24 protein-coding genes are annotated in these 23929 nt (G+C 67.3%); 10 read left to right on the top strand and 14 right to left on the bottom strand.

The window, feature by feature from the left end; translation table 11 throughout:
• The first annotated feature begins 253 nt into the window (after positions 1-253).
• Positions 254-835 (top strand): TetR/AcrR family transcriptional regulator, encoded by a 582-nt coding sequence (locus tag ABZ004_RS36305; RefSeq protein ID WP_355686212.1) that lies wholly within the window; start codon positions 254-256, stop codon positions 833-835.
• Complete coding sequence (locus ABZ004_RS36300; RefSeq protein WP_355686210.1) at positions 819-2261, top strand: nitrilase-related carbon-nitrogen hydrolase; 1443 nt, start codon at positions 819-821, stop codon at positions 2259-2261. The genes ABZ004_RS36305 and ABZ004_RS36300 overlap by 17 nt, the downstream gene beginning before the upstream one ends.
• Here ABZ004_RS36300 and ABZ004_RS36295 read toward each other — a convergent pair.
• Positions 2230-3006 carry an SDR family oxidoreductase gene (locus ABZ004_RS36295; RefSeq protein ID WP_355686209.1) on the bottom strand — a complete coding sequence of 259 codons (777 nt, stop codon included), beginning with the start codon at positions 3004-3006 and terminating at the stop codon, positions 2230-2232. The two genes, ABZ004_RS36300 and ABZ004_RS36295, sit on opposite strands and share 32 nt — an antisense overlap.
• A 117-nt stretch (positions 3007-3123) precedes the next feature.
• Between ABZ004_RS36295 and ABZ004_RS36290 the strand changes: the two genes are divergently transcribed.
• Entirely contained in the window at positions 3124-3435 is a 312-nt protein-coding gene (locus ABZ004_RS36290) for an AAC(3) family N-acetyltransferase (RefSeq protein WP_355686207.1), read from the top strand.
• On the opposite strand, the gene ABZ004_RS36285 is transcribed toward ABZ004_RS36290, so the two are convergent.
• Together ABZ004_RS36285 and ABZ004_RS36280 are read right to left on the bottom strand one after the other, a co-directional pair.
• Complete coding sequence (locus ABZ004_RS36285; protein ID WP_355686205.1) at positions 3419-4231, bottom strand: phosphotransferase; 813 nt, start codon at positions 4229-4231, stop codon at positions 3419-3421. The two genes, ABZ004_RS36290 and ABZ004_RS36285, sit on opposite strands and share 17 nt — an antisense overlap.
• A gap of 63 nt (positions 4232-4294) precedes the next feature.
• Positions 4295-5428, bottom strand: a complete 1134-nt coding sequence (locus ABZ004_RS36280) for a trypsin-like serine protease (protein ID WP_355686220.1) — start codon at positions 5426-5428, stop codon at positions 4295-4297.
• Between the two features lie 459 nt (positions 5429-5887).
• On the opposite strand from ABZ004_RS36280, the gene ABZ004_RS36275 reads away from it, so the two are divergent.
• Complete coding sequence (locus ABZ004_RS36275; RefSeq protein WP_355686204.1) at positions 5888-6880, top strand: helix-turn-helix domain-containing protein; 993 nt, start codon at positions 5888-5890, stop codon at positions 6878-6880.
• A 79-nt stretch (positions 6881-6959) separates the two neighbouring features.
• Here the strand turns inward: ABZ004_RS36275 and ABZ004_RS36270 are convergent, their stop codons facing one another.
• Complete coding sequence (locus tag ABZ004_RS36270) at positions 6960-8063, bottom strand: aspartate-semialdehyde dehydrogenase (protein WP_355686202.1); 1104 nt, start codon at positions 8061-8063, stop codon at positions 6960-6962.
• Entirely contained in the window at positions 8060-9328 is a 1269-nt protein-coding gene (locus ABZ004_RS36265) for an aspartate kinase (protein ID WP_355686200.1), read from the bottom strand. The genes ABZ004_RS36270 and ABZ004_RS36265 overlap by 4 nt, the downstream gene beginning before the upstream one ends.
• Before the next feature lie 259 nt (positions 9329-9587).
• Between ABZ004_RS36265 and ABZ004_RS36260 the strand changes: the two genes are divergently transcribed.
• The 3 genes from ABZ004_RS36260 to ABZ004_RS36250 all read left to right on the top strand — a co-directional run bounded on the left by ABZ004_RS36260 (position 9588) and on the right by ABZ004_RS36250 (position 10773).
• Complete coding sequence (locus tag ABZ004_RS36260; protein WP_355686199.1) at positions 9588-9926, top strand: metalloregulator ArsR/SmtB family transcription factor; 339 nt, start codon at positions 9588-9590, stop codon at positions 9924-9926.
• Positions 9919-10065, top strand: a complete 147-nt coding sequence (locus tag ABZ004_RS36255; protein WP_355686198.1) for a hypothetical protein — start codon at positions 9919-9921, stop codon at positions 10063-10065. The genes ABZ004_RS36260 and ABZ004_RS36255 overlap by 8 nt, the downstream gene beginning before the upstream one ends.
• A gap of 165 nt (positions 10066-10230) precedes the next feature.
• Positions 10231-10773 (top strand): dihydrofolate reductase family protein, encoded by a 543-nt coding sequence (locus ABZ004_RS36250; RefSeq protein WP_355686196.1) that lies wholly within the window; start codon positions 10231-10233, stop codon positions 10771-10773.
• Between the two features lie 23 nt (positions 10774-10796).
• On the opposite strand, the gene ABZ004_RS36245 is transcribed toward ABZ004_RS36250, so the two are convergent.
• On the bottom strand, positions 10797-12017 hold the full coding sequence (locus ABZ004_RS36245) for an MFS transporter (RefSeq protein WP_355686195.1): 1221 nt from the start codon (positions 12015-12017) through the stop codon (positions 10797-10799).
• A 102-nt stretch (positions 12018-12119) separates the two neighbouring features.
• Between ABZ004_RS36245 and dinB the strand changes: the two genes are divergently transcribed.
• Both dinB and ABZ004_RS36235 read left to right on the top strand, forming a co-directional pair.
• Entirely contained in the window at positions 12120-13322 is a 1203-nt protein-coding gene (dinB, locus tag ABZ004_RS36240) for a DNA polymerase IV (RefSeq protein ID WP_355686193.1), read from the top strand.
• Between the two features lie 64 nt (positions 13323-13386).
• Complete coding sequence (locus ABZ004_RS36235; protein WP_355686191.1) at positions 13387-14073, top strand: hypothetical protein; 687 nt, start codon at positions 13387-13389, stop codon at positions 14071-14073.
• Between the two features lie 24 nt (positions 14074-14097).
• Here the strand turns inward: ABZ004_RS36235 and ABZ004_RS36230 are convergent, their stop codons facing one another.
• The 8 genes from ABZ004_RS36230 to ABZ004_RS36195 all read right to left on the bottom strand — a co-directional run bounded on the left by ABZ004_RS36230 (position 14098) and on the right by ABZ004_RS36195 (position 23310).
• Positions 14098-14745 (bottom strand): hypothetical protein, encoded by a 648-nt coding sequence (locus ABZ004_RS36230; RefSeq protein WP_355686190.1) that lies wholly within the window; start codon positions 14743-14745, stop codon positions 14098-14100.
• A gap of 59 nt (positions 14746-14804) precedes the next feature.
• On the bottom strand, positions 14805-15461 hold the full coding sequence (locus ABZ004_RS36225) for a hypothetical protein (protein ID WP_355686188.1): 657 nt from the start codon (positions 15459-15461) through the stop codon (positions 14805-14807).
• Positions 15462-15465: 4 nt separating this feature from the next.
• The gene (locus tag ABZ004_RS36220) at positions 15466-16110 is read right to left on the bottom strand and encodes a DUF5063 domain-containing protein (protein WP_355686187.1); all 645 of its coding nucleotides are present in this window, start codon (positions 16108-16110) and stop codon (positions 15466-15468) included.
• Positions 16103-16702, bottom strand: a complete 600-nt coding sequence (gene recR / locus ABZ004_RS36215) for a recombination mediator RecR (RefSeq protein WP_355686218.1) — start codon at positions 16700-16702, stop codon at positions 16103-16105. The genes ABZ004_RS36220 and recR overlap by 8 nt, the downstream gene beginning before the upstream one ends.
• 1 nt (position 16703) lies before the next feature.
• A complete protein-coding gene (locus tag ABZ004_RS36210; RefSeq protein ID WP_355686185.1) occupies positions 16704-17153 on the bottom strand; it encodes a YbaB/EbfC family nucleoid-associated protein in 450 nt (149 codons plus the stop codon).
• Positions 17154-17831: 678 nt separating this feature from the next.
• Positions 17832-20708 (bottom strand): DNA polymerase III subunit gamma and tau, encoded by a 2877-nt coding sequence (locus ABZ004_RS36205; protein ID WP_355686183.1) that lies wholly within the window; start codon positions 20706-20708, stop codon positions 17832-17834.
• Between the two features lie 59 nt (positions 20709-20767).
• On the bottom strand, positions 20768-21646 hold the full coding sequence (gene rfbA / locus ABZ004_RS36200) for a glucose-1-phosphate thymidylyltransferase RfbA (protein ID WP_355686181.1): 879 nt from the start codon (positions 21644-21646) through the stop codon (positions 20768-20770).
• Between the two features lie 38 nt (positions 21647-21684).
• The gene (locus ABZ004_RS36195; RefSeq protein ID WP_355686179.1) at positions 21685-23310 is read right to left on the bottom strand and encodes a long-chain fatty acid--CoA ligase; all 1626 of its coding nucleotides are present in this window, start codon (positions 23308-23310) and stop codon (positions 21685-21687) included.
• 149 nt (positions 23311-23459) lie between these two features.
• Here ABZ004_RS36195 and ABZ004_RS36190 point away from each other — a divergent pair, with 149 nt between their 5' ends.
• Positions 23460-23918: a MarR family transcriptional regulator gene (locus tag ABZ004_RS36190; protein ID WP_355686177.1), complete on the top strand. Its 459-nt coding sequence runs from the start codon at positions 23460-23462 to the stop codon at positions 23916-23918.
• Positions 23919-23929: the final 11 nt, after the last annotated feature.

Genomic DNA, 23929 nt, shown 5'->3' with positions numbered 1-23929 from the left:
GCCACAGGCGGCCACGGCGGTCACGGCGGTCACGGCGGCTTCGACGGCGGCGGACATGGCGGTCACGGCGGGCACGGCGGGCATGACGGCGGCGGCCACGGTGGCGGGGACGCCGGTGGCGGTTTCTGACCGCAGCTGACCCTCTCCACCCAGGACCCCCGATACGCGCCGGATCGGGGGTTCCGGCATTTCAGGGGCAGGTCAGGGTCATTCCCCTATACGGCGTATAGGTATTTGCCTTTGAATGATCTGTATGACCGAGGTGACGACGAAGGACCGGATTACGGCCGCGGCGAGTTGGCTGCTCACGGAGAAAGGCGCCGAGGGCGTCAGCATGCGCCGGGTCGCCGCCGCGGTCGGGATCACGCCGATGGCGATCTACCAGTACTTCCCGGACCGGGACGCCTTGCTGCACGAGGTTGCCGACGCCGCGTTCGCCGAATTGATGGCGCGCTGGGCAGCCGAGCCACGCAGTACGGCGGCTGATGCCCGGCTGCGCGAAATGCTCGTCGACCATGTCGATTTCGCCCTCGCCCAGCCCAGGCTTTATACGTATATGTTCACCGAGCGACGCGACCAGGCCCGGCAATTCCCGGCCGATTTCAAGGCTCGCCGGTCGCCGACCTTCACCCTGCTAGCCGACGCGATCGCGGACGGCGTCGAGCAGCAGATCTTCCGCGACGACGACATCTGGGAGTCCAGCCTGATGATCGCCGCCTTCCTGCACGGCCTCATCCAGCTCTACCACGGCGACCGGATCGCCATGTCCGCAAACGATTTCCGCGCCCTCTGCCTGAGCCTGGGCGAAAGGATGATCGATGAACTCCGTCGCTGACCACCCCCGCCGGTACGCCGTACTCGCGGCCCTCCTGACCGCAACAGCCCTGTACTTCGGGTCCGGGCTGACCACCATTCCCGCCTTGACCTGGCTGGCGCCGGTCCCCGTCTTCTTGCTGGCACCGCGAATCAGTGCACGACTGACCGCCCTGGTTGCCTTCGTCGGGTGGTCTCTCGGTCTTGCGAATCTCTGGCGCTACCTGCTGAAGGATCTCGAACTCCCGCCACCCGCGCTCAGCTTCCTTCTCCTGCTGGCTGCCGTCTTCACGCTGACGGTTCTGCTGTTCCGCGCACTGGCCATCCGTCGCCGGTTTCTCCTTGCTGCATTGACGGCGCCGGCTTGTTGGGCGGCCTGCGACTACCTGATCGCGACAGTCTCACCGCACGGTGCATTCACCAGCCTCGCCTACACGCAGGCCGACGTACGACCGGTGGTGCAGATCGTTTCGCTCACCGGACCTTGGGGAATCTCCTTCCTGCTAATGCTTCCTGCAGCCGCCATCGCAGCTTTCCTTGCCCCAGGCATCCAGCGCCGCGCGGTCATTCAGCTGTCGACAGCCGTCACCTTCGTTGCTGTAGGCACCATCAGCTACTCCACCTGGCGCCTGAACGACACTCCGGCCGCCCACCAGCCAGTCCGGGTCGCGATCGTCTCGGACAACACCCCCGACGACTCCAACTGGGCGACACCCGGTGGTCCCGCGATCCTGGCCAACTACACCGCCGCCATCACGAAGGCCGCCCAGCAAGGCGCGCAGGTAGTCCTCCTGCCCGAGAAGATCATCGACATCCAGGCCTCGGTGCTTCCCAGCCTGTCGAGTACCTTCCAAAAGCTTGCTAGCAGCAACAAGGTTGAGCTCGTCGTAGGCTTGACCGTCTTCGGCGATCGGGGCAACGACTACAACCGCGCACTCGTGTTCCCTGCCGACGGTGGCGCGCCAACGGCGTACGACAAACACCATCTCATCCCCGGTGTGGAGCCCTATGCCTCGGGCAACAGCCTCGGCCTCCTGCCACCTTCACCGCAAGGACGTTGGGGAGTCCTGATCTGCAAGGACCTGGATTTCCCTGCGCTGGCAAGGCAGTACGGCAAGGCCGATGTGGATCTGCTCCTCGTCCCGGCTCTCGATTTCGACAACGACGGTTGGCTGCACAGCCGGATGGCCCTCCTGCGCGGCGTCGAGAACGGCATCCCGATCGCCCGCGCCGGTAGCAAAGGCCGGCTGACCCTGACCGACCAGCACGGCAGGATGATCAGCGAACAATCAGCCCTCTCCAACCAGTCCGTCACCATGATCGGCCAACTGACCCCAGGCATCGCGCCCACGCCGTACACGCGCTGGGGCGACTGGTTCGCATACCTTTGCATCGTCCTCACCGTCATCGGCCTGGTCAGGTCGGGCTCATGGACGAGCCGCAGGTGAGATCGAGAATCGCGCCGGTCATCGCGCCGGCCCGGTCAGAGGCCGTGAAGGCGGCCGTGTCAGCCACCTGCTGCAACGAAGGAAGCCTGCCGAGGACGGTGCCTGCGGTCATGTAATCGCCCACCGGGGACGGTTCGCCTTCGCGCAGTCCCCACGTCTCCGGCAGGGCGTCCGGGCGCAGGCAGACCACTCGAACTCCGGCCGGGCCCAGCTCGGCGGCCAGGCTCCGGGTGAACTCCTCGATGGCGGCGCAGGCGACACCGAATCCACCGGTCCGGTGGAACATCCGGTCGCGGCCCGAGAGACCACAGGCCGACGTCGAGAAGGTCAGGATCACTCCGGCCCGGCGCTCGGCGAGGTACCGGCCGACCACCGTACCGATCACGAAGTTCGACTTCACCCCGGTGTCCGTAGGCGCTCGAAAGTCCTCGTAGCTCATCTCGAGCAGCGGCGTGCCCTGCCGATCGTCGACGCCGGTAGCGTTCACTGCGATGTCGACCTGCCCGGCCCGGGCGACGACTTCGTCCAGCTGCCGCTGCACCGCCGCCGGGTCGGTAGCGTCGGCCGCCGCCGCGGAAGCCCGGCCGCCGGCCGCCACGATCCCGGCCGCAACGGTCTGGACCTTGGACAGCGTGCGGCCCACCAGAACTACTTCCGCACCCTCGGCGGCGAACGTCCGCGCAACCGTCGAGCCCACCTTCCCAGCAGCTCCGTACACCACCGCAACCTTGCCGGTCAGCAACATGTCGATCTCCTTCTCAGTTTCGCCTTGTACTTGATGAACGGAACCGAAGCGCACTTCTCGACATCGTGAAGTAATGCGCTGGACCGCCGAGTTTGATGGTGATCTGATCACCAGACCATGACTGATCCAGTTGTCACCGAAGCCGAGATTGCCGACGGGTTGCGGCAACTCGGCCTCGGCCCAGACTCAAAAGTCCTCGTGCACTCGTCGCTGAGCTCGTTCGGGCGGGTCGAGGGTGGCGCCGAGGCGGTCTGCCGGGCACTGACCGCGACCTGCGGCACGGTGATGATGATCTCCGGCACGTGGGACCTGACCGGCATCCCCGCACCACCCGGGCTGATTCGGCCGCACAACGCCTATTACAACGCGGAAGCCAAAACCTGCCGCTGCTGGGCCGCGTACCAACAACGCCTCACTGCCATCGCTTAGTCAGGTTCAGCACGGTGTCGACGTTGGCGCGGACTTCGTCCCAACGGTCGCGGAAGGCGCAGTACGCAATCGCGTCGAGGCCGATGTGGACGCGGTACGCGTGCAGGCGCTCTCGGGCGTCGGTTGGAAGGGTGCCTCGGGCGGTCCAGTGTGCGAACAGCTCGCTGGTGATGTCGACGGCGCTCCACTGCGGGTACCACGGCCACCAGTAGATGAGCCAGGCTGCGTCGTACAGGCTGTCGCCGTACATAGCGTTGCCCCAGTCGAGCACAGCGGTCACCGAGGATTCAGCGACTAGGACGTTGCGGCTCAGCAGGTCTCCGTGGATCATGCGACGCTCGTCCGGCAAGTATTGCGCTAGCGCGGCGATCGCAGCCAGGTACGGCGCTCGCCCGTCCGGGGCCCAATTGCCATAACCGACGGTTTCACCCAATGACAGGTCCGCGATGCCGTCCAGCGCGGTCAACAGACTCGGCAGGACCAGAGCGACGTCATGGCCAGAGAGGTCGTCGAGGGCTGTTCCCTGCGCTCGGGGGGAGACCGCGTAGTGCCAGTCGTCGGCCTCGCCGACGGCCAGCACAGCAGGCACCCGCAGGTTCGGGCCGGCGAGACGTGCGACTGCGGCGTCCTTGGCGAAATCTGAACCATGCTTGCCGATTCGCAGTATGAGCGCTGCATCGTCGACGGTCAGCGCGAACGCGTGCGACCACGCACCGCTTGCGAGCCAGGTCGGCTCGGAAGCACGCGCCCCGTAGTACAGGCGCACGATTTTCGAGGCGACGGCTTCGACAGACATGCCACGGTCATACCAGCAGCCCTGACCGTGCCTGGGGGTCAGGGCTGCTGGGGTCGTAACCGGTCAGAGGGTGAGGGACCAGGAGTCGAGGTAGCCGGTGTCGGCGTCGTACAGGTCCTGGACCTTGAGTTTCCAGGCGCCGTTGCGGGCCTCGCTGGAGACGTTGACGGTGTACGTCGTGTTGATGTTGTCGGCCGAGTCGTTGCTCGTGCTCTTCAACCGGTACGTCGAGCCGTCGGGCGCGACCAGGTCGATCTGGAGGTCACCGCGATACGTGTGCTTGATGTCCACCGCGACCTTCGTCGTCGAGGACGCGTTGCCGGTGCAGCCCGACGCCGTCACCGTGCTCGTCACCGCGGTGCCGTGGTCGGGGATGTTCACGTTGTCCGCGTTGGTGAACGGACCACATCCACCGGGATCAGGTCCGCCGCCACCGAGGGTCGCTGCGGCCGCCGCGATCGTCGAGGCGAACGTGCTCACCTGCGTGTAGACACCAGGTGCACTCGGTCGCGCACAACCATCGCCGTGACTGACGATGCCGACCTGGATCCATGCGTTCGCGGAGTCCCGCCGGAACATCGGCCCGCCGGAGTCTCCCTGGCAGGTGTCGACGCCACCAGTAGCCAGCTGCCCGGCACAGATCTCCGCCGAGAAGATGAGATCGCTGTAGTAGTCACCGGCGTCGCGGCAAGAAACGTCATCGACAAAAGGCACCTGCGCCTTGAGCAGGTACCGCTGCTGAGCACCGCCTTCGCTAGCGGCACCCCAACCAGCCACAGTGAAGGTCCCTGAGTCGTACGCCGTGGTGGTGGCGACTGGAAGCGTCGCGATCCCGGTGATCGGGCTGGCCAGCTTGATCAGTGCCCAGTCACCACCGGTGCTGGTCCCGTACGTCGTCGAGCGGTACACGTACGTCGACGTACGTTTCACTGCTGTTGTGTCCTGCAGATCGACCACACCGGTAGTGGCGGTGATCGAGGAGTTGTTGCCGGTGGAACCCACGCAGTGCGCGGCGGTCAGCACTAGCTGATTGGTGTACATCGCACCACCACATCCCATGGACAGCCTCACCATCCACGGAAACTCACCTAGCGCCGCGCGGGTTCCACCGACGACTCGGGGGCTCGGATCACCTTGAGCGGAGGTGGTCCGGGCACTCGCCGAGTGGGCCGGCACGATGACCAGGGCGGCGGTCATCGCACCCAAGAGGGCGGTCTTGAAAGCAGTTGCCAGAAGTCGGGGCGGACTCAGATGCATCGGCTGTTCTCCTCATCGCCTCACGATGGAGTTGCACAGTTTGTACACCCTCCAGCACAGCCGGTGATGGCACGGGAGTGCGAGGGCACCGATGCGCCGGGATTGAGACCCAACCGAAACGGTGGTCGCTGACGGAAAAGCGAACTCACGCCAGAATTGGAACAGCAGCCCGGCGGCGCTCAGGTGGTCCGTCGCCGGGCTGCTGGACCTCAATTCTCGCTCACAACTGCGCAGAAATGGTGGCCAGATGGTGACACGGCACAAGAATGCTGACGAAACAACAAATATCGCTCGGTGCATGCGCCGAGATACGGACAGTACTCACAAGGTCTTGCAGCCCGCCCTACCCTGGACTGGCGGTAGCCGCCAGTGACCGCATTGGGGAGGGAGGGAAGAGCGATGAGCTCGACCGACACGGAGCGTGCCGACCATTTACGGGTGCTCGGGCTCAGCGACGACGAGATCCGGGTCTACCAGCATCTGCTCCGTACCGGGCCGTCGTCGGTCACCGAGCTCGATCAGGCCGTGCCCGGCCAGGCCGCCGGGATCGACAGCACGCTCGGCGGCCTCGTCCAGGCCGGCCTGGCCCGGCGCTCCGGAACAGACCACTCGAGGTTTTTGCCGGTGCCGCCCGACGCCGGTCTCGAAGCGCTCACTCTGCGCCGCGAGTCCGAGCTGAAGCAGGCCCGGATCGAAGTGCTCAACGCGTACGACGAGTTCCGCCGGACCGTGCACAACGAGGCCACCACGCACCTGATCGAAGTGGTCAGCGGTACGGCGATCGTCGAGCGGATCAACCAGATCAAGGGCAGCGCGCAACGCGAGATCCTCGCGATCGACTCCCCGCCGTACTTCCTCGGCGCGGGGCCGAACCAGATGGAGATCGAACAGCTCCATCGCGGCGTCGCCTACCGGGTGGTCTACTCGCCGGAGTCGGTCGAGGTGCCCGGCTACCTGACCGAGAACATCCTGCCCTGCGTGGAAGCCGGCGAGCAGGCCCGCGTGCTGCCCGACGTACCGGCCAAGCTGACGATCATCGACGGCTCGATCGCGTACGTGTCGATGTCGGTGCGCGACACCGACGTGAACCGGTCCCTGCTGATCATGCGGCCGAGCAGTCTGCTGACCGCGCTGATCGGCATGTTCGAGCTCTGCTGGCGGAACGCGCTGCCCCTGCACGCGTCGGTCGGCACCGAGGACGACCGGCTGGAACCGATCGAACGCCGGCTACTGGCCCTTCTGGCGACGGGCGCAGCAGACGACACGATCGCCCGCACGCTCGGTATCAGCCGGCGGACATTCTTCCGTTACCTGGAACGGTTGATGAACCGCACCGGCGCGAGCACGCGTTTCCAGCTCGCATTGCACGCGGCCCGGGAAAACTGGCTGTAAAAGAAAAGGAACCCCGGACCGCCTGGTCCGGGGTTCCGGCCCCAGAACTTCAGCTTTTGTCCGGGGTTTCTTTTTGTCCTTACTTGGCCGCGGTGAATTCCTTGGCGACGACCTCGGCGATCTGCGCCGTGTTCAGCGCGGCACCCTTGCGCAGGTTGTCGCCGCAGACGAAGAGCTCGAGCGCCTGCGGGTCGTCCAGCGACTTGCGGATCCGGCCGACCCAGGTCGGGTCGGTGCCCACGACGTCGGCCGGCGTCGGGAACTCGGCCTCGGCGGGGTTGTCGAACACGAGTACGCCGGGCGCGTCCCGGAGTACCTCACGTGCCTCTTCCACGTCGACCTCGCGGCCGAACCGGGCGTGCACCGACAACGAGTGCGTGGTGACGACCGGGACCCGCACGCACGTCGCGGAGACCTTCAGATCCGGCAGGTTCAGGATCTTGCGCGACTCGTTGCGGACCTTCAGCTCCTCCGACGACCAGCCGTCGTCCTTCAGCGAGCCGGCCCACGGTACGACGTTCATCGCGAGCGGCGCCGGGAACGGTCCGAGCGCGTTGCCGATCACCCGGCGTACGTCGCCCGGCGTCGTCCCCAGCTCACGGTTGCCCGCGACCTTCATCAGCTGGTCGTAGAGCGCGTCGATGCCTTCCTGCCCGGCACCCGAAGCCGCCTGGTACGACGCGACGATGAGCTGCTCCAGCTCGTACCGGTGGTGCAGTGCGCCCATCGCGACGATCATCGACAGCGTCGTGCAGTTCGGGTTGGAGATGATCCCCTTCGGCCGGTTGCGGGCGGCCTCGGCGTTCACCTCGGGCACCACCAGCGGGACGTCCGGGTCCATTCGGAACGCGCCGGAGTTGTCCACCACGACGGCACCCTTGGCCGCCGCGATCGGCGCCCACTGCAACGAGACCTCGTCCGGTACGTCGAACATCGCGACGTCGACACCGTCGAACGCGTCCGCGCTGAGCGCGATCACCTCGACTTCTTCGCCGCGCACCTTGAGCCGTTTACCTGCCGAGCGCTCCGAAGCGATCAGACGGATCTCACCCCAGACGTTCTCCCGGGTGGAGAGCAGGGTGAGCATCACCGTGCCGACGGCGCCGGTCGCACCGACCACCGCCAGCGTTGGGAGTCCCGTGCGGTCCTCGGTCCGATCAAGCGTTGCACTCACAGGTGTCACCGTCCTGTTCCTCCGTAGACGACCGCTTGGGTGTGCTCGTCGTCCAGGTCGAATGCAGTGTGCGCCGCGGTCACGGCGGCGTCCACCAGGTTCTCGTCCACAACCACCGAGATCCGGATCTCCGAGGTCGAGATCATCTCGATGTTCACGCCGGCGTCGGCCAGGGCGGAGAAGAACTTCGCCGAGACACCCGGGTGCGAGCGCATCCCGACACCGATCACCGACACCTTGCCGATCTGGTCGTCGTACAGCAACTGCTCGTAGCCGACCTCGTCCTTCATCCGGGCCAGCGCGGACATCGCTCGGGCGCCGTCGGAGCGCGGCAGCGTGAAGGAGATGTCGGTGCGGTTGGTGGCGACGGCCGACACGTTCTGCACGATCATGTCGATGTTCGTCTCGGCACCGGCGACCGTCTCGAAGATGCGCGCGGCCTCGCCCGGCTTGTCGGGCACGCCGACCACGGTGATCTTGGCCTCGCCACGATCGTGGGCCACGCCGGAGATGATCGCCTGTTCCATGTTCTCAATATCCTTCGCATCGACGACCCAGGTGCCTTCCTTCTGCGAGAAGGACGAACGCACGTGGACGGGCACGTTGTAGCGCCGCGCGTACTCGACGCAGCGCAGGTGCAGGACTTTCGCACCGCAGGCAGCCATCTCGAGCATCTCCTCGTAGGAGATCTTCGGGATCTGCTTCGCGGCCGGCACGATCCGCGGGTCCGCGGTGAAGATGCCGTCCACGTCGGTGTAGATCTCGCAGTAGTCCGCCTGCAGCGCCGCGGCCAGGGCGACGGCGGTGGTGTCGGAGGCGCCGCGGCCCATCGTGGTGATGTCCTTGGTGTCCTGCGCGACGCCCTGGAAGCCGGCCACGATCGCGACGTGACCCTCGGCCAGCGCGTCCTCGATCCGGCCCGGCGTGATGTCGATGATGCGCGCGTTCCCGTGCGCGGCGGTGGTGATCACCCCCGCCTGCGAACCGGTGAAGGAGCGCGCCTCGTAGCCGAGGTTCGCGATCGCCATCGCCAGCAGCGCGGCGGAGATCCGCTCACCCGAGGTGAGCAGCATGTCCAGTTCGCGCGGGGGCGGCAGCGGCGAGACCTGCTTGGCCAGGTCCATCAGCTCGTCGGTGGTGTCCCCCATGGCGGAGATGACCACCACCACGTCGTTCCCGGCCTTCTTCGTCGCGACGATCCGTTGGGCCACGCGCTTGATGCAATCGGCGTCAGCGACCGAAGAACCGCCGTACTTGTGCACGACGCGTCCCACAGAGCAGCTCCTCATAGCTTGAATCCCCAGCAGCAACACTGGTTGCGGTACGCCGTGCCGCGCTGCACAAGACGTAGTCGTTCGGGCTCATTCTAGCTGTGAACGCCCGGTTGTCTGCGGGCCGACCACGACCTGGTCGATCCGTCCGGCCACCCCGGCACCCGTCGGCAGGTATCCCGGTCCTGCACTCGTCCGGCCGCAGACCTTCCTGCTGATCAGACCACTTGCTTATATAAGCGATGACTGAAATAGTTGCTCCATGCATGCCTTCGACATTCTCGGCGACCCGGTCCGCCGCCGGATCCTGGACCTGCTCGCTGACGGGGAGCTCCCGGCCGGCAGCATCGCGGCCACCATCGGCGCCGAGTTCGGCATCAGCCAGCCCGCCGTCTCGCAGCACCTACGGGTCCTCCGCGACAACGGCTTCACCACCGTCACCGTCGACGGCACCCGCCGCCTGTACGCCGTCGATCCCGGCCCGCTCCAGGAGATCGACACCTGGCTCGACCGCTACCGCAAGTTCTGGACCAACCGCCTCGACGCCCTGGAAACCGAACTCCACCGCGGCCGCCGCGCCGCCCGAACCGACGATGCCTGACCTCACCACCTTCTTCGGCCCCACCCACCGCAGGGTGACGCGCTCCGGCGAGCGTCGTACGGTCTCGATCACCCGCCCGTACGCCGCCCCGCCGGCCGCCCTCTGGGCCGCCTGCACCGACCCCGATCGCACGAGATGATCGCGGGCCGGGAGCCCTCGGTTGTTGCGTGGTCGGAGGCTCAGGAGCACCTCGAACCGGTGTGGCGGGCGGCTGCGAAAAAACTTTTGAACTGAAATGTCGATCTCGGGATGAGCCGGTCGACGCAGCGGTGTAGGCAAGCCAACCACCACTGAGGAGCCCATCATGAGGAAGATCGTCGCCAGCCTGTTCATCTCGCTCGACGGAGTTGTCGAGGCCCCCGAGACCTGGCACTTCCCGTACTTCAACGACGAGATGGGTGCGGTCGTGGGCTCGCTGTCCGAGACCTCCGACGCGATGCTGCTCGGCCGCAAGACCTACCAGATGTTCGCCGGCTACTGGCCGAACGTCGGCCCGGACGAGGAGATGGCCGCGCAGATGAACGACACCCCGAAGCTGGTCGTCTCCAGCACCCTGAAGTCGGTCGACGAGTGGCAGAACTCGACGCTGCTCGAGGGTGACGCGATCGAGGCCCTGACCGCGCTGAAGAGCCGGCCCGGCAAGAACCTCAACACCGTCGGCAGCGTCACCCTGGTGCGCTCGCTGCTCCGGGCGAAGGTGCTGGACGAGCTGCACCTGCTGATCCACCCGATCGCGGTCTGCCACGGTGAGCGGCTGTTCGACGAGGGCGAGACCGTGCCGCTCGAACTCGTCTCCAGCACCACCTTCAAGACCGGCGTCCTGCACACCATCTACCGCCCGGCTTAAACGGCAGATCTTTGCCGCCCGGCCTAACCGCTGACAGCCGCCACGGCCTCGGGGACCAGTTCATTCTCCGAGGCCGGTCGGTTGGGCGGGATCCGGACCAGCGTCATCGCGGCCAGGAAGGTCAGTACGGCGGCCAGCACCCAGACGTACTCGACGCCGAACGACTCGACCACCTGCCCTGCGACCGACGATCCGATCGCGCCGCCGACCATGCCCGCACTCACCATCCAGCCGAAGACCTCGGTCCGGACCGAATCCGGGGTCAGCGCGCCGAGCCGTTCGTACAGAGCACCGACCGTCGGCGCGAGCACACAGCCCGCGAGGAGCAGGCCGATGCCGAGCGAAACGGTCGATCGGGTCGCGAAGATGCACGACGCCATCCCCAGCGACACCAGGAGTGCGCGGCGCCAGACGTAGGAGTCGCGTTTCCCGGGCAGTGCGCCCATCACCAGCCCGCCGAGCAGGCTGCCGATCGCCCAGACGGTCTCCAGTACGCCGGCGATCAGCCGGTTCCCGTGATCATCCGCGAATGCCACGATCCCGAGCGAGACCGAGGCGAACGACGTGACAGACAGGCCGAACGCGAGAATCAGCGGCAACCGATGCCGATGCCAGAGCAGCTGCGGAGCGGTCAGCCGTGCGCCCTTCGATGCGTCATGCGGCACTACCGGCGGCTGGCGCAGCCCGAACCACCAGATCGACCCAGCAGCCAGCACTGCAGCAGCCAGTACTCCGGCGCGCGGGCTGACGAGGCTGACAGTGACAGCACCGAGCATCGGGCCGACAGAGAAGAGCACCTCCTGCGCAGTAGCGTCCAGCGCGTACACCGTCCGCAACTGAGGTCCCTGGACGAGCCGAGGCCACGCTGCTCGACAGGTAGCCGTGACAGGCGCTACGACGATCCCTGTGAGACCCGCGACCACTGGCATCAACCTGTACCAGTCGGTGGGCAGCAGAGCGAGCACAGCCATCCCTACGCCCCAGGCGACGCCGGTGCCGATCACGACCCATCGGCCCCCGCGCCGGTCGGCCAGCCTGGACCAGATCGGCCCGCCGATCGCCATACCGATCGAGTAGGAACCTGCGACCACACCGGCCCAGCCGAAGTTGCCGGCGGCGTCCTTGGCCAGGAACGACACCGGAATCAGCGCGGCCATCACCGGTAGCCGCGCCAGCAGGGCCGCGCCCATCAGGGTCATGACCGGCCGGTTCTTCCAGAGCAGGCGGTACGACGACAGGTCCATAGCTCGCATTCTGTCCTGTCCCACCGACACTCCGCCTCAGCATTTCTCCCTATTCCCTGGCCGTTGCGATGACTAGTGAGCCAGGTACTGGTATGCGAACATATGTTCGTGTCGTCGGGCCTGGAGGCGGATATCCTGCATGCCGATCTGGACGCGTTCTACGCGTCGGTCGAGCAGCGTGACGACCCGCGCCTGCGCGGCCGGCCGGTGATCGTCGGCGCGGGCGTGGTGCTGGCCTGCTCCTACGAAGCGAAGGCCTACGGCGTCCGTACTGCGATGAACGGCGGCCAGGCGCTCCGCCTATGTCCTGGTGCGATCATCGTCCAGCCGCGCATGTCGGCGTACTCGGAAGCGAGCAAGGCAGTCTTCAAGGTCTTCGAGGACACCACGCCGCTGGTCGAAGGGTTGTCCATCGACGAGGCGTTCCTCGACGTCGGTGGGCTGCGGAAGATCGCCGGCGAGCCGGTCGAGATCGCCCGGCGGCTGCGCGCCGAAGTACTGGCTCGGGTGGGGTTGCCGATCACCGTCGGGGTGGCGCGGACCAAATTCTTGGCGAAGGTAGCCAGCGGGGTCGCGAAGCCGGACGGGTTGCTGGTGGTGCCACCCGATCAGGAGCTGGAGTTCCTGCATCCGCTGGCGGTGGAGCGGCTCTGGGGCGTCGGTGAGGTGACCGCGGAGAAGCTGCGCAATCGCGGGCTGACGACCGTCGGGGATGTGGCGATCCTGCCCGAGGCGGCGCTGGTCGCGATGCTCGGGCGGGCGTCGGGGCGGCATCTGCACGCTTTGGCGCACAACCGGGATCCGCGGCCGATCGAGGTCGGGCGGCGGCGCCGGTCGATCGGTTCGCAGCGTGCACTCGGTCGATCGCCGAAGTCTGCGGAGACCTTGGACGCCGTGCTGGCCGGGTTGGTGGACCGGGTGACGCGGCGGATGCGGTCGGCCGAGCGGGCCGGTCGGACGGTGACACTGCGCTTGCGGTTCGACGATTTCAGCCGGGCGACCCGGTCACATACGTTGCCGCAGGCAACCGGTCAGACCCGGGCGATCCTGGTCACGGCGCGCTCGTTGATGGCCGCAGCGCGTCCGATGATCGAGAAACAAGGGATCACGATGGTCGGGATCTCGGTCGGGAACCTGGAGAACGAGGCAACGGTGCAGCTGGCCTTGCCGTTCGACAAGGCGGCCAATGACGAACTGGATTCGGCTTTGGACGGCGTACGGGACAAGTTCGGGAGCAACGCGATCACGCGGGGGACGCTGCTCGGACGGGATCAGGGGCTCACGGTGCCGATGCTGCCGGACTGAATCTGAAGGCTATCTGAAGGGCTCTCCGAAGGATGGGTGCGAAAGGCACCTTTCAGGAGGAGACATGATTTTCCGGACAGTACGGCGTACTGCGGTGGTTGGGGTCGCGCTTTCGACAGTTGTTGCCGGGACGGCCCTGGCGACATCGATGGTCGATGAGGAACCGGTGCCGCAGATTCACGGTTGCGTGAGCCGCGGCCTGCTCGGGATCGGCAAGGGCACGATCCGGATCGTCGCGGAGGACACACGGTGCGCGTCGGGCGAGGACGCGCTGAACTGGAACCAGCAGGGCGTCCGCGGACCGCAGGGTGTCGCCGGACCGCAGGGTATCGCCGGACCACAAGGCGTTGCCGGACCACAGGGCACCATCGGTCCGCAGGGCGCTACCGGTCCGCAAGGCGCTCGAGGTGCTACCGGCGAGCAGGGGCCGGCCGGAGCCACTGGGGCGGCCGGGATTCCTGGGCCTCCAGGTGCGACGGGTGCCGTCGGCCCGGCGGGTCCGGCCGGCGCCTCGGGGTACCAGCAGGTGGTCGCCGGGAACGACATCGCGCCCGGCGCGTTCATCCAGACCAGGGCCGCCTGCCCGGCCGGCAAGGTCGTCGTGGGCGGCGGTTTCGACCTCGCCGATCCCAGCCTGCAGCTGTGGGGAAACGGTCCCGCCGGCAACCAGGTCTGGTCCGTCCGGCTGCGCAACCTCGGCACCCAGACGCGCCACGTCACCGTCACCGCCCTCTGCGTCACCGCAAGCTGATTTCCTTCCAGCTAAGGGATTCCGTCAGTTTCTCGGATAGCCGATGCGGGCCAGGTCGGCCTGGAGGGCGGTGAACTCGGCCTCTGGGTTGAGGGAATGGACGACTTCCTCGGTCAGGGGCCGTAGCGCGTAGACGTGCTCGATGTCCTCGAGCCTGAGCTGAACCTCGTGGACATTCTTCGCGAACCGCAGATAAGACTCCGGCTGACCATCAGCGAGGTGCTCGAACAACCAGTCCGCCCCATCCCGTACGCCGTGCTCGGCCGGCCCGCACTGCCACGACGAGTCTTCTCGCGTCCGCCAGAAGCACACGGTGACGTCCCGTCGACCGTCATCGTCCGGCTCCTCGATCGCCGCCGCGAGCGAGTCCGGAACGCCGATGAACAACCCCGGCCAACTCTCGTTCACACCTGGTTGCCAAGGCGACAGTGGTGACTCGTGGTCGAATCCGCGGGCGATCGCACCGGCCGGCGAGAACACGATCGAGTAGCTGTCGCCACCCCCGCTGCGCATCGACGCCAGTTCCTCGGTCGGCGACCGGTGCGCGTCGAAGCCGAAGTACCGGAACTCCGGCTCCGGACTCAGCACCGCGTCCAGCATCGCGAGCGCGCGGCTGACCCTGCGCACCTCGTCGATGTCCGCCAACCGCTTGATCACCTCGTAAACAGCCACCTCACCATTCAACCGGAATCGGCCCGCCGACGAATTCGGTCATCCACAGGGCTGATGGTTCAGGATCGGGGGTAGCCGATTTCGGCGATCTCGTCGGCGAGGTCGGTCAGGCGCCGTTCGGGGTTGAGAGACGTGACGACGTACTCGGTGAGCGGCATCAGCGCGTAGACGTGCCGAACCGCCTCGAGGTCGAGGGCTCGCTCGTGGTAGTCCTCGGCGAAGGTCAGATACACCTCCGGCCGCGGATCGGTGAGGAGCTCGAACAAGTGGTCGGCCCCGTCATCAGCGTTGTTCTCCACGGGTCCACAGGACCACTCCGCATCCTCGGTCCGCCGCCAGAAGCACGTCGTAACCAGCCTGCGCCCGTCCTCATCGGCAAAGGCCGGCTCGTCCATCGCCGCGTGGAACACCTCGGGCAACCCGTCGAACATCCCCGGCCAGGTATGCCCGAACTCGTTCCCGTACGGCGACATCGACGACTCATGATCGAATCCCCGCGCATAGACGCCGGCCGGCGAGAACACGATCGAATACGCGTCCCCCGACCCGTTGTCCATCAACGCGGTTTCCTCAGTCTCCGACCACCGCCCATCAAAGGCGAAGTACCGAAACTGTGGATCCTCACTAAGCACCAGATCCAACACCGCCAACGCCCGGCTAACCCGCCGAACGGTGGCGATGTCCGGTAGCAGCCGGATCACTTCGTAGACAGACACCTGCTCAGCGGCGTTGGACTACTTCTTCGGCTACCTCGACGAGTTCGCGGTCGGAGGCTTCGGTTTCGGCGTCGTGGGCCGGCTCGAGGCGGTCGTGGGCGATCAGCGACTGGATGGCCCGCAGTACGGCGCTCGCCGCGGCGCCCCAGGTGGAGACGTAGGAGAACTGCCACCACCAGAGAGCCTCGACGACCCGGCCCGCTTCGTAGTGCGCGAGGCCGTGGACGAGATCCGTGGCGATCGCGGTCAGATCGTCGGAGAGCCGGTTGATGGTGATCTCGGGCGGCGCGGCGTACGGGTCGAACACCTCGGCGTACTCGTCGAGGCCCTCGAACAGGATCGCCAGCCGGTCCCGCATCGCGTCCAGGTCCGGGTCCGGACCGGCGTCGCTCTCGAACCGCTCCTCGGGCACGAAGTCCTCGAACGCGCCCAGCCGGCCGCCCGCGAGCAGCAACTGGCTCACCTCGAGCAGCAGGTACGGCAGCGAGGCGAGCCCCTCGTCGACACCGTCCTCGTCGGGCTGCGCGGCGATGTCGCGCACCGAGATCAGGAAGCTCTGGACCTGATCGGCGATCTGTTCGGCGAACTCGGTCAGGTCCTCCGAGTCGGTGGCCAAAGCGATCTCAGCAATATCGGTTGATTCAGTCATCGATCGATCGTCGCCCTTCAAACGCCCGTCCGAGTGTGACCTCGTCGGCGTATTCGAGGTCACCGCCTACTGGAAGTCCACTAGCCAAACGGGTGACGCGCAACCCCATGGGCCGGAGCATCCGGCTCAGGTAGGTCGCTGTCGCCTCACCCTCCAAGTTCGGATCGGTGGCCAGGATGATCTCGGTCACCTCACCGCTGGCGAGCCGCTGCATCAGTTCCCTGATCCGCAGCTCGTCCGGTCCGATCCCCTCGATCGGCGAAATCGCGCCGCCGAGGACGTGATAGCGGCCGCGGAACTCGCGGGTCCGCTCGATCGCCACGACGTCCTTGGCCTCCTCGACCACGCAGATCAGCGCGAGGTCGCGACGCGGGTCGCGGCAGATCCGGCACAGCGTCTCCTCCGAGACGTTGCCACAGATCTCACAGAACTTGACCTTCTCCTTCACCTGCACCAGCACATGCGCGAGCCGGCGTACGTCGGTCTCGTCGGCGGACAGCAGGTGGAAAGCAATGCGTTGCGCGGACTTCGGGCCGACGCCAGGGAGCCGGCCGAGCTCGTCGATCAGGTCCTGGACGGCTCCTTCGTACACGTCAGCCCGGGTTCTGGCCGGGCTCGCCGCCCGGTCGGGTGAACCCCAGCGGACCGCCACTGCCGCCACCGGCGGGACCACCGCCGAGGCCGGGCAGACCATCGCCCAGGCCGGGCAGGCCGCCGCCGAGACCGCCGGCCAGCGGGCCCATCGCCTGCGCCGCGATGTCCTTGGCGTTCTCCGACGCGTCCCGGACCGCGGCGACGATCAGGTCGGCCAGCGTCTCGGTGTCGTCCTTGTCGACCGCCTGCGGGTTGATCGTCAGGCTGAGCAGCTCACCGGTACCGGAAACCAGCGCGGTGACCAGACCACCACCCGCGGTGCCCTCGACCTCCTGGTTCTCCAGGTTGGCCTGAGCTTCCATCAGCTGGTTCTGCATCGCCTGCGCCTGCGCGAGCAGCTCGGACATGTCAAAGCCGCCGCCACCCTGCGCCCCGCCACCGTCGAACACCGCGATCTCCCTGCTTTCGGTTGCCCCGAGCCTATCCGGTCCCGCGGACAACCCCGGCGCGAGCCATCGTACCGGCGGAAACCGATGAGTCTCCCAAGCCCTCTCCACACCTTGTGGACACCTTTATCCACACCCTGTGCACAACCCCACCTCCCACCCGCCCCACCGTCCCCAACTCCCTGTGGATGACCCCCGCACCCCGACCATCCACCCGACCACTCCCGCCGTCCACACCCCTCGCCCCCACCCTGTGCGCAACCTGTACGCCGCCCACCAACCCCCTGCTGACCCCGCACCCCACTCCGTGCTCACCTGTGCGCCGCCCCCCCCCCCGCAGCAATTGGGGAATGTTGCCTACCCAATCCGGGCAGCAACTATCCCCAACCACACCTGCAACCGAGCCACAACGAGCCCAGCGAGAGCAGAGGCACAAGCGAGAGCGCGAAAGCACAGCCAAAGCAACGGCGAGCCGCGGTGGCGGGGCGGCAAGGCAGTAGCGGAGGCGGCGGGGCGGCAAGGCAGTAGCGGAGGCGGGTTGGCGGCGCGGCTCAAGGAGCAAGTGGGGCAGCCGACCGCGGCATCGGGAGGTGGAGGCGTCTGGTGGTTGGGGCGATCGTTTAGGAGTTCGGGCTGCGGCTGCTGTTGGCCGAGTTGCCGGTACTGCTGACCGGGGGTGGGTTAGTTGGTTTCTTCGAGGATGATCTGGGCGCCGAGGGTGTCGCGGAGGAGGTCGGTGTGGCTGCGTGAGTCCTCTTCGAGGACGATGTCGTCCTCGCCGATCGCTTCGGCCTCTTCCTCGGGGGTCAGCGGGGCTTCGTTGACCGGCGCGCGGGCTGCGCGGCTCGCCTGTTCGGCGGCGACGGCTGCTTCGGCGGCCCGGCGCTTGCTGGCAGCCTGCTCGCGCCCGGTGTCCGGAGAGTTCGGTGTCGCGGAGGGTGCTGGCGGTCCGCCCGCTTGCTGCCCCGCTTGGGGCGCGGCTTCGGTATCGGCCGACCGATCCTGTACTGCGACGCCCCCGCGCGCTACGGCAGCCTGCTGGTCCAGGCCGGCAGTTGCCTTGTTGGAGCCGTCGCCGCCTGAATACACTCCCGCGGCGGGACTCTGCGCCTGACCGTTGGCATGGTTCTGCGGCTGGCCAGCGTTGTGGTTATGCGGCTGGCCGGAGTTGTTGTTCTGCCGTACGCCGGGAGCGCCGTCTGGGGAGCCGCCCTCAGACCGAGCACCGCCTGAGACTTGGCCCTCAGCCCCGGGCGCACCGGAAACATGGCCCTCAGCCCCAGGTGCACCGGAGACCTGACCCTCCGCCCCAGGTGCGGCAGAGGACTCGCCTTCAGCTCCAGGCATACCGGGGGCGTAACCCGCAGCCCCGGGCGTATAGCCCTCAGCTTGAGCGCTGCCTTGGCGAGCACCCGATGCGCTGGAGGAGTGTCCAGCCGGAGCGCCGCCCTGTGGTGCAGCCGGAGCGCCGCCCGGTGATGTACCTGGAGCGCCGGTCTGGGGTGCGTTGGACCCGTAGTTCCGCGGGGCGCCGTTGTCGGCGTCGGCCGGTGCGTAGGTGTCGGGAGCGCTTTGGGGCGCTTGGTTGTTCGGAGTACCGGAGGCGGGCGCCGAGTCCCAGGAGGAGGACGGGGCGCTCGGCGGTGCGGGTGGCGGAGCAGCGGGACCACCGGCGCCTGGGTCGGCGGAGGGGTCGACGACTGCTTCGACGCGACGGGTGAGGCCGATCGTGTCGATCATCGCCTCGCGGAGGATCTCGTCGCTGCCGGAGCGGGCGAAGCTCTCCCGGGCACCGGCGTTCACGAGCCCGAGGGTCAGGGTCTGCTCGTCGATCGCGATGACCTGGGCGTTCTGGCTGAGCATGATCCAGGCGAACCGGCGCTTGCTCTTCACCGCTTCGAGAATCTCCGGCCACAACCGCCGCACATCGGCAAGACCAACAGACCCGGAGGAAGCAGGAACAACCACAGGTGCGGCAGCCGCAGGCTGGTCGGCAGCGGACTGAGCAGCAGGAGCAGCCGGAACAGTAGAAGCTGCAGCCGCGGAACGGCCGGTGGCCTGCTGAGCCGCGGCCGACTCATCCGGCCAAGCTCCCGAGCGCCCGCCATCCCCACCAGCTGAGCCCGCACCCGAAGCGCCCCGGTCCCCAGAAGACTTCGAACCAGATGTCTCCGGTCCGGAGGCCTGCTGGTCCGGCGTCGGCTGAGCGGCGGGCTGCTGAGCTGGTTGGGCGTTCGGCTGCGCCGCCGGCTGACTAGAAGGCTGAACGGTCGGCTGCGGAGCTGGTTGAGCAGGTGCGGCGGCTACCGGTGACGCGGCAGCAGGCTGGGCCATCTGGGTGGGGGCGCCCGCAGTACCGGCTGTGGCCTGCGCGGGAGCGGCGGGGGCGCCGATGGTGAGGCGGCGTTCCATGCGGTCGAGGCGTGCCTGGATGCCGTTGGTCGAGTCGTCGGCGCCGGGCAGCAGGACCTTGGCGCAGATGAGTTCGAGTTGGAGGCGCGGGGCAGTAGCACCGCGCATCTCCAGCAGACCGGCCGCAACGATGTCGGCCGCGCGGGTCAGCTCGGCTGGCCCGATCCCGGCAGCTTGGGTCTGGAGGCGCTCGCCTTGGTCCTCGGCCGCCTCGATCAGGCCCGAGGCCACCGCGTTCGGGACTGCGGACAGGATCACCAGGTCACGCAGCCGACGCAGGAGATCCTCGGCGAAGCGTTTGGGGTCCTGGCCGGTCTCGATCACCTTCTCGATGGTCTCGAAGACGGCCCTGCTGTCATGCGCCGCGAACCCGTCCACGCACGCGTCCAGCAACGAATCCGGCGTGAACCCGAGCAGCTGAACCGCCAGCCGATACGTGACGCCCTCCGCGTCCGCACCGCCGATCAGCTGATCCAGCACGCTCAGTGAGTCACGCACCGACCCGGCACCTGCGCGAACCACCAGCGGCAACGCGGCCGGCTCGATCGTGACGCCCTCGGCCGTACACAACGTGGCCATGTAATCGGCCAGCGCCTTCGGCGGGACCAGCCGGAACGGATAGTGGTGCGTCCGGGACCGGATCGTCCCGATCACCTTGTCCGGCTCGGTGGTCGCGAAGATGAACTTGAGGTGCGGCGGCGGCTCCTCGACCAGCTTGAGCAGGGCGTTGAAGCCCTGCGTGGTCACCATGTGCGCCTCGTCGATGATGTAGATCTTGTAGCGGCTCTCGACCGGCGCGAAGAACGCCCGCTCGCGCAGGTCCCGCGCGTCGTCGACACCACCGTGCGAGGCGGCGTCGATCTCGATCACGTCGATGCTGCCGGGGCCGCCGCGGGCCAGGTCCGTGCAGGACTTGCAGACGCCGCACGGCTCCGCGATCGGGCCCTTCTCGCAGTTGATCGCGCGGGCCAGGATCCGGGCGCTGGTGGTCTTGCCGCAGCCGCGCGGGCCGGAGAACAGGTAGGCGTGGTTCACCCGGTTGTTGCTCAGCGCGTTCCGCAGCGGAACGGTGACATGGTCCTGCCCGATCACCTCGGAGAACGTCTCCGGGCGATACCGGCGGTACAACGCAAGGGGTGCTTCCACGACGGCAACCCTAGCGCCGCTCACCGACAATTCCCGCCCAACCCTGCAGGCATCCCGGACTAGGAGAGCTTGCCGGCTTCCTCGAGCAGGCCGCGGAGGTAGTCGCCGTAGCCGGACTTGGCCAGCGCGTCGGCGCGCCGCTGCAGCCCGGCGTCGTCGATGAAACCGCGGCGCCAGGCGATCTCCTCGGGACAGCTGATCTTCTGGCCCTGCCGAACTTCGACCGCCCGGACGAACTCTCCGGCCGACATCAGCGAGTCGAACGTGCCGGTGTCCAGCCACGCCGTACCGCGCGGCAACACCTCGACCTGCAACCGGTTCGCCTGCAGGTACACCTCGTTGATCGACGAGATCTCGAGTTCTCCACGAGCGGACGGCTTGATGTCCTTGGCGATCTCGATCACGTCACTGGAGTAGAAATACAGCCCCGGTACGGCGTAATTGCTCTTCGGCCGAACCGGCTTCTCCTCGATGCTCAGCACCTGCCCGTCGGCATCGAACTCGACCACTCCGTACGCCGACGGGTCGGCCACCCGGTACGCGAACACGACTCCGCCGTCGACCTCGTTGAACGTCTGCAACCGGATCCCGAGACCCGGCCCGTAGAAGATGTTGTCGCCGAGCGCCAGCGCGACCGACTCGGAGCCGATGAAGGACTCGCCGATCAGGAAGGCCTGGGCGAGGCCGTCGGGGCTCGGCTGAACGGCGTACGAGATGTCCATCCCGAACTGTGAGCCGTCGCCGAGCAGTCGCCGGAACTGCGCGGCGTCGTCGGGCGTGGTGATGACAAGCACCTCACGGATGTTCGCCAGCATCAACGTGGACAGCGGGTAGTACACCATCGGCTTGTCGTACACGGGCAACAACTGCTTGCTGGCACCCATGGTGAGCGGATGCAGTCGCGTGCCGGAACCGCCGGCCAAGATGATGCCTCGCATGCGACCGCACCCTACAGATCCGCGGTGTCCTGCCCGCATCAGCCCAAGTGGTAGTTGGCGAACCGGGTCCGCAGATCCTTCTTCGAGAACTTGCCCACCGACGTCTTCGGCACCTCCTCGATGAACTCGACCGCGTCGGGCAGCCACCACTTCGCGACCAGCGGCTCGAGGTAGGCCAGGATCTCCTCGCTGGTCACCGCCGAGCCTTCCATCCGTACTACGCATGCCAGCGGCCGCTCGTCCCACTTGGGATGCGGTACGCCGATGACGGCCGCCTCCTTGATGTCGGGATGACCCATCAGCAGGTTCTCCAGCTCCACCGAGCTGATCCACTCGCCGCCGGATTTCACCAGGTCCTTCGTCCGGTCGACCAGCCGGACCGACCCGAACTTGTCGATCGCGGCCACGTCGCCGGTCTTCATCCAGCCGTCCTCGGTGTTCAGCTCGGCGCCGTCGTCCGGCCGGTAGTACTCCGCGGCGATCCAAGGCCCGCGGACCTGCAGCTCACCGGTCGCCTCGTCGTTCCATGGCAGCGGCTCGATCGATCCCGGCTCGACGATGCGAACCTCGACGCCGGGCAGCGGCAGCCCCTGGCGCGCCCGGAGGTCGGCCTGCTCTTCCTCGGGCAGGTCCGCGTACCGCGCGGGCACGTGCGCCGCCGTGGCCACCGGACTCGTCTCGGTCATCCCCCAGGCCTGCAGGATCGGCTTGCCCAGCTTCTCCCGGAACGCCTCGGACAGGGCTTTCGGTACTGCGGAACCGCCGCAGGGGATTCGCCGCAGCTTCGGCAGCTCGACCCCGTCCAGCAGCGGGAGCAGCCCCTGCCAGATCGTCGGCACTCCGGCGGTCAGCGTGACCTCACGCTCCTGCAGCAGCTTCAGGATGCCCTGCGGAGACATGTCCGGCCCCGGGAACACCAGGCTCGCTCCGGCCATCGGGGCCGCGTGGGCCAGCCCCCAGGCGTTCGCGTGGAACATCGGGACCACGGGCATCACCGTGTCGGTCTCGGTCAGCCCGATCCCGGCATTGGTGAGTACGCCGATCGAGTGCAGCCAGGTGGACCGATGGGAGTAGACGACGCCCTTCGGATTCCCCGTCGTACCGCTCGTGTAGCACATGGCTGCGGCCTGGTTCTCGTCCTCGACGTGGAAGTCGACCGGCGAGGCAGCCGCCAGGAGCTCCTCGTAGTCGTGGAACCGGTCGTCCGCCGGCACCTCCACGCCGGGCGCGCCGGCCGGCAGGTCGTCCATCACCACGACGTGCCGGACCAGCGGGAGCCGGTCGAGCAGCGGCAGGAACAGGCCGAGCAGCGAGCGATCGACGAAGACCACCTCGTCCTCGGCGTGATTGGCGATATAGACGACCTGGTCGGGGAACAGCCGGATGTTCAGGGTGTGCAGGACCCGCCCGGTGCAGGGCGCCGCGAAGTACAGCTCGAGATGGCGGCCCGAGTTCCAGGCGAAGGTGCCGACCCGCCCGTCGGCGCTGACGCCCAGCGTGTCGAGCACGCCGCCGAGGCGTCTGGTCCGCTCCGCCCATTCGGCGTACGTCGTGAGCGTGGGCGCGGGCCCGCCCGTGTAGACCGTCTTGTCCGAGTAGTACTCCTCGGCCCGACGGAAGATGGTGTCCAGGGACAGCTGGTAGTCCTGCATCAGACCCTTCATGGACACACAATGCCAGTTCTGGTGTCACCTTGGCCATGACCCCGTTGTGCACTGCGTGTGAACTGAACCGGACCTGAACCGGCCCACGTTCCACGCTGATCGCTCCCTATAACAGTTGACACGACATACGTGTCGTGTAATCTATTTTTATGAAGACGGCAGAAGAGCTTCGGTACCTGGTGCTGGCGATCCAGCGCGAGGGCAACCGCCTGCTCGCTGCCGAGCTCAAACCGCTCGGGATCACGCCGTCACAGGCAGAAGTCCTTCGCGTGCTGCGCGATCACGGGCCACTGACCCTCAACGCTCTCGGCGGATTGCTGGTCTGCGAGACCGGCAAGAGTCCCAGCCGGCTGGTGGATCGCCTGGTCGCCCGCGGGCTGATCCAGCGCGACATCGACCACGTCGACCGGCGCTACCTCGCCCTGAGCCTCACAAAACAAGGCAGAGCGCTGTGTCGCCGCATCGTCGCGGCCGAAGAGGTTCTGCACAAGACGATCGACCGACTCTTCGCCGGCCGGCAGGCCGACATCACCCTGCAAACGCTGCGAGCCGTCGCCGGAGGTTTCCCCTCCGGTGACGCACTGGCCCGCCGACGCGCTGTCGCATAAGGAGAAAGCAG

This window comes from Kribbella sp. NPDC006257 (genome assembly GCF_040613535.1).
Classification (GTDB): Bacteria; Actinomycetota; Actinomycetes; order Propionibacteriales; family Kribbellaceae; genus Kribbella.
The sequence above is the reverse complement of the archived record's forward strand: the minus strand, read 5'-3'. Positions and strand labels throughout refer to the sequence as shown.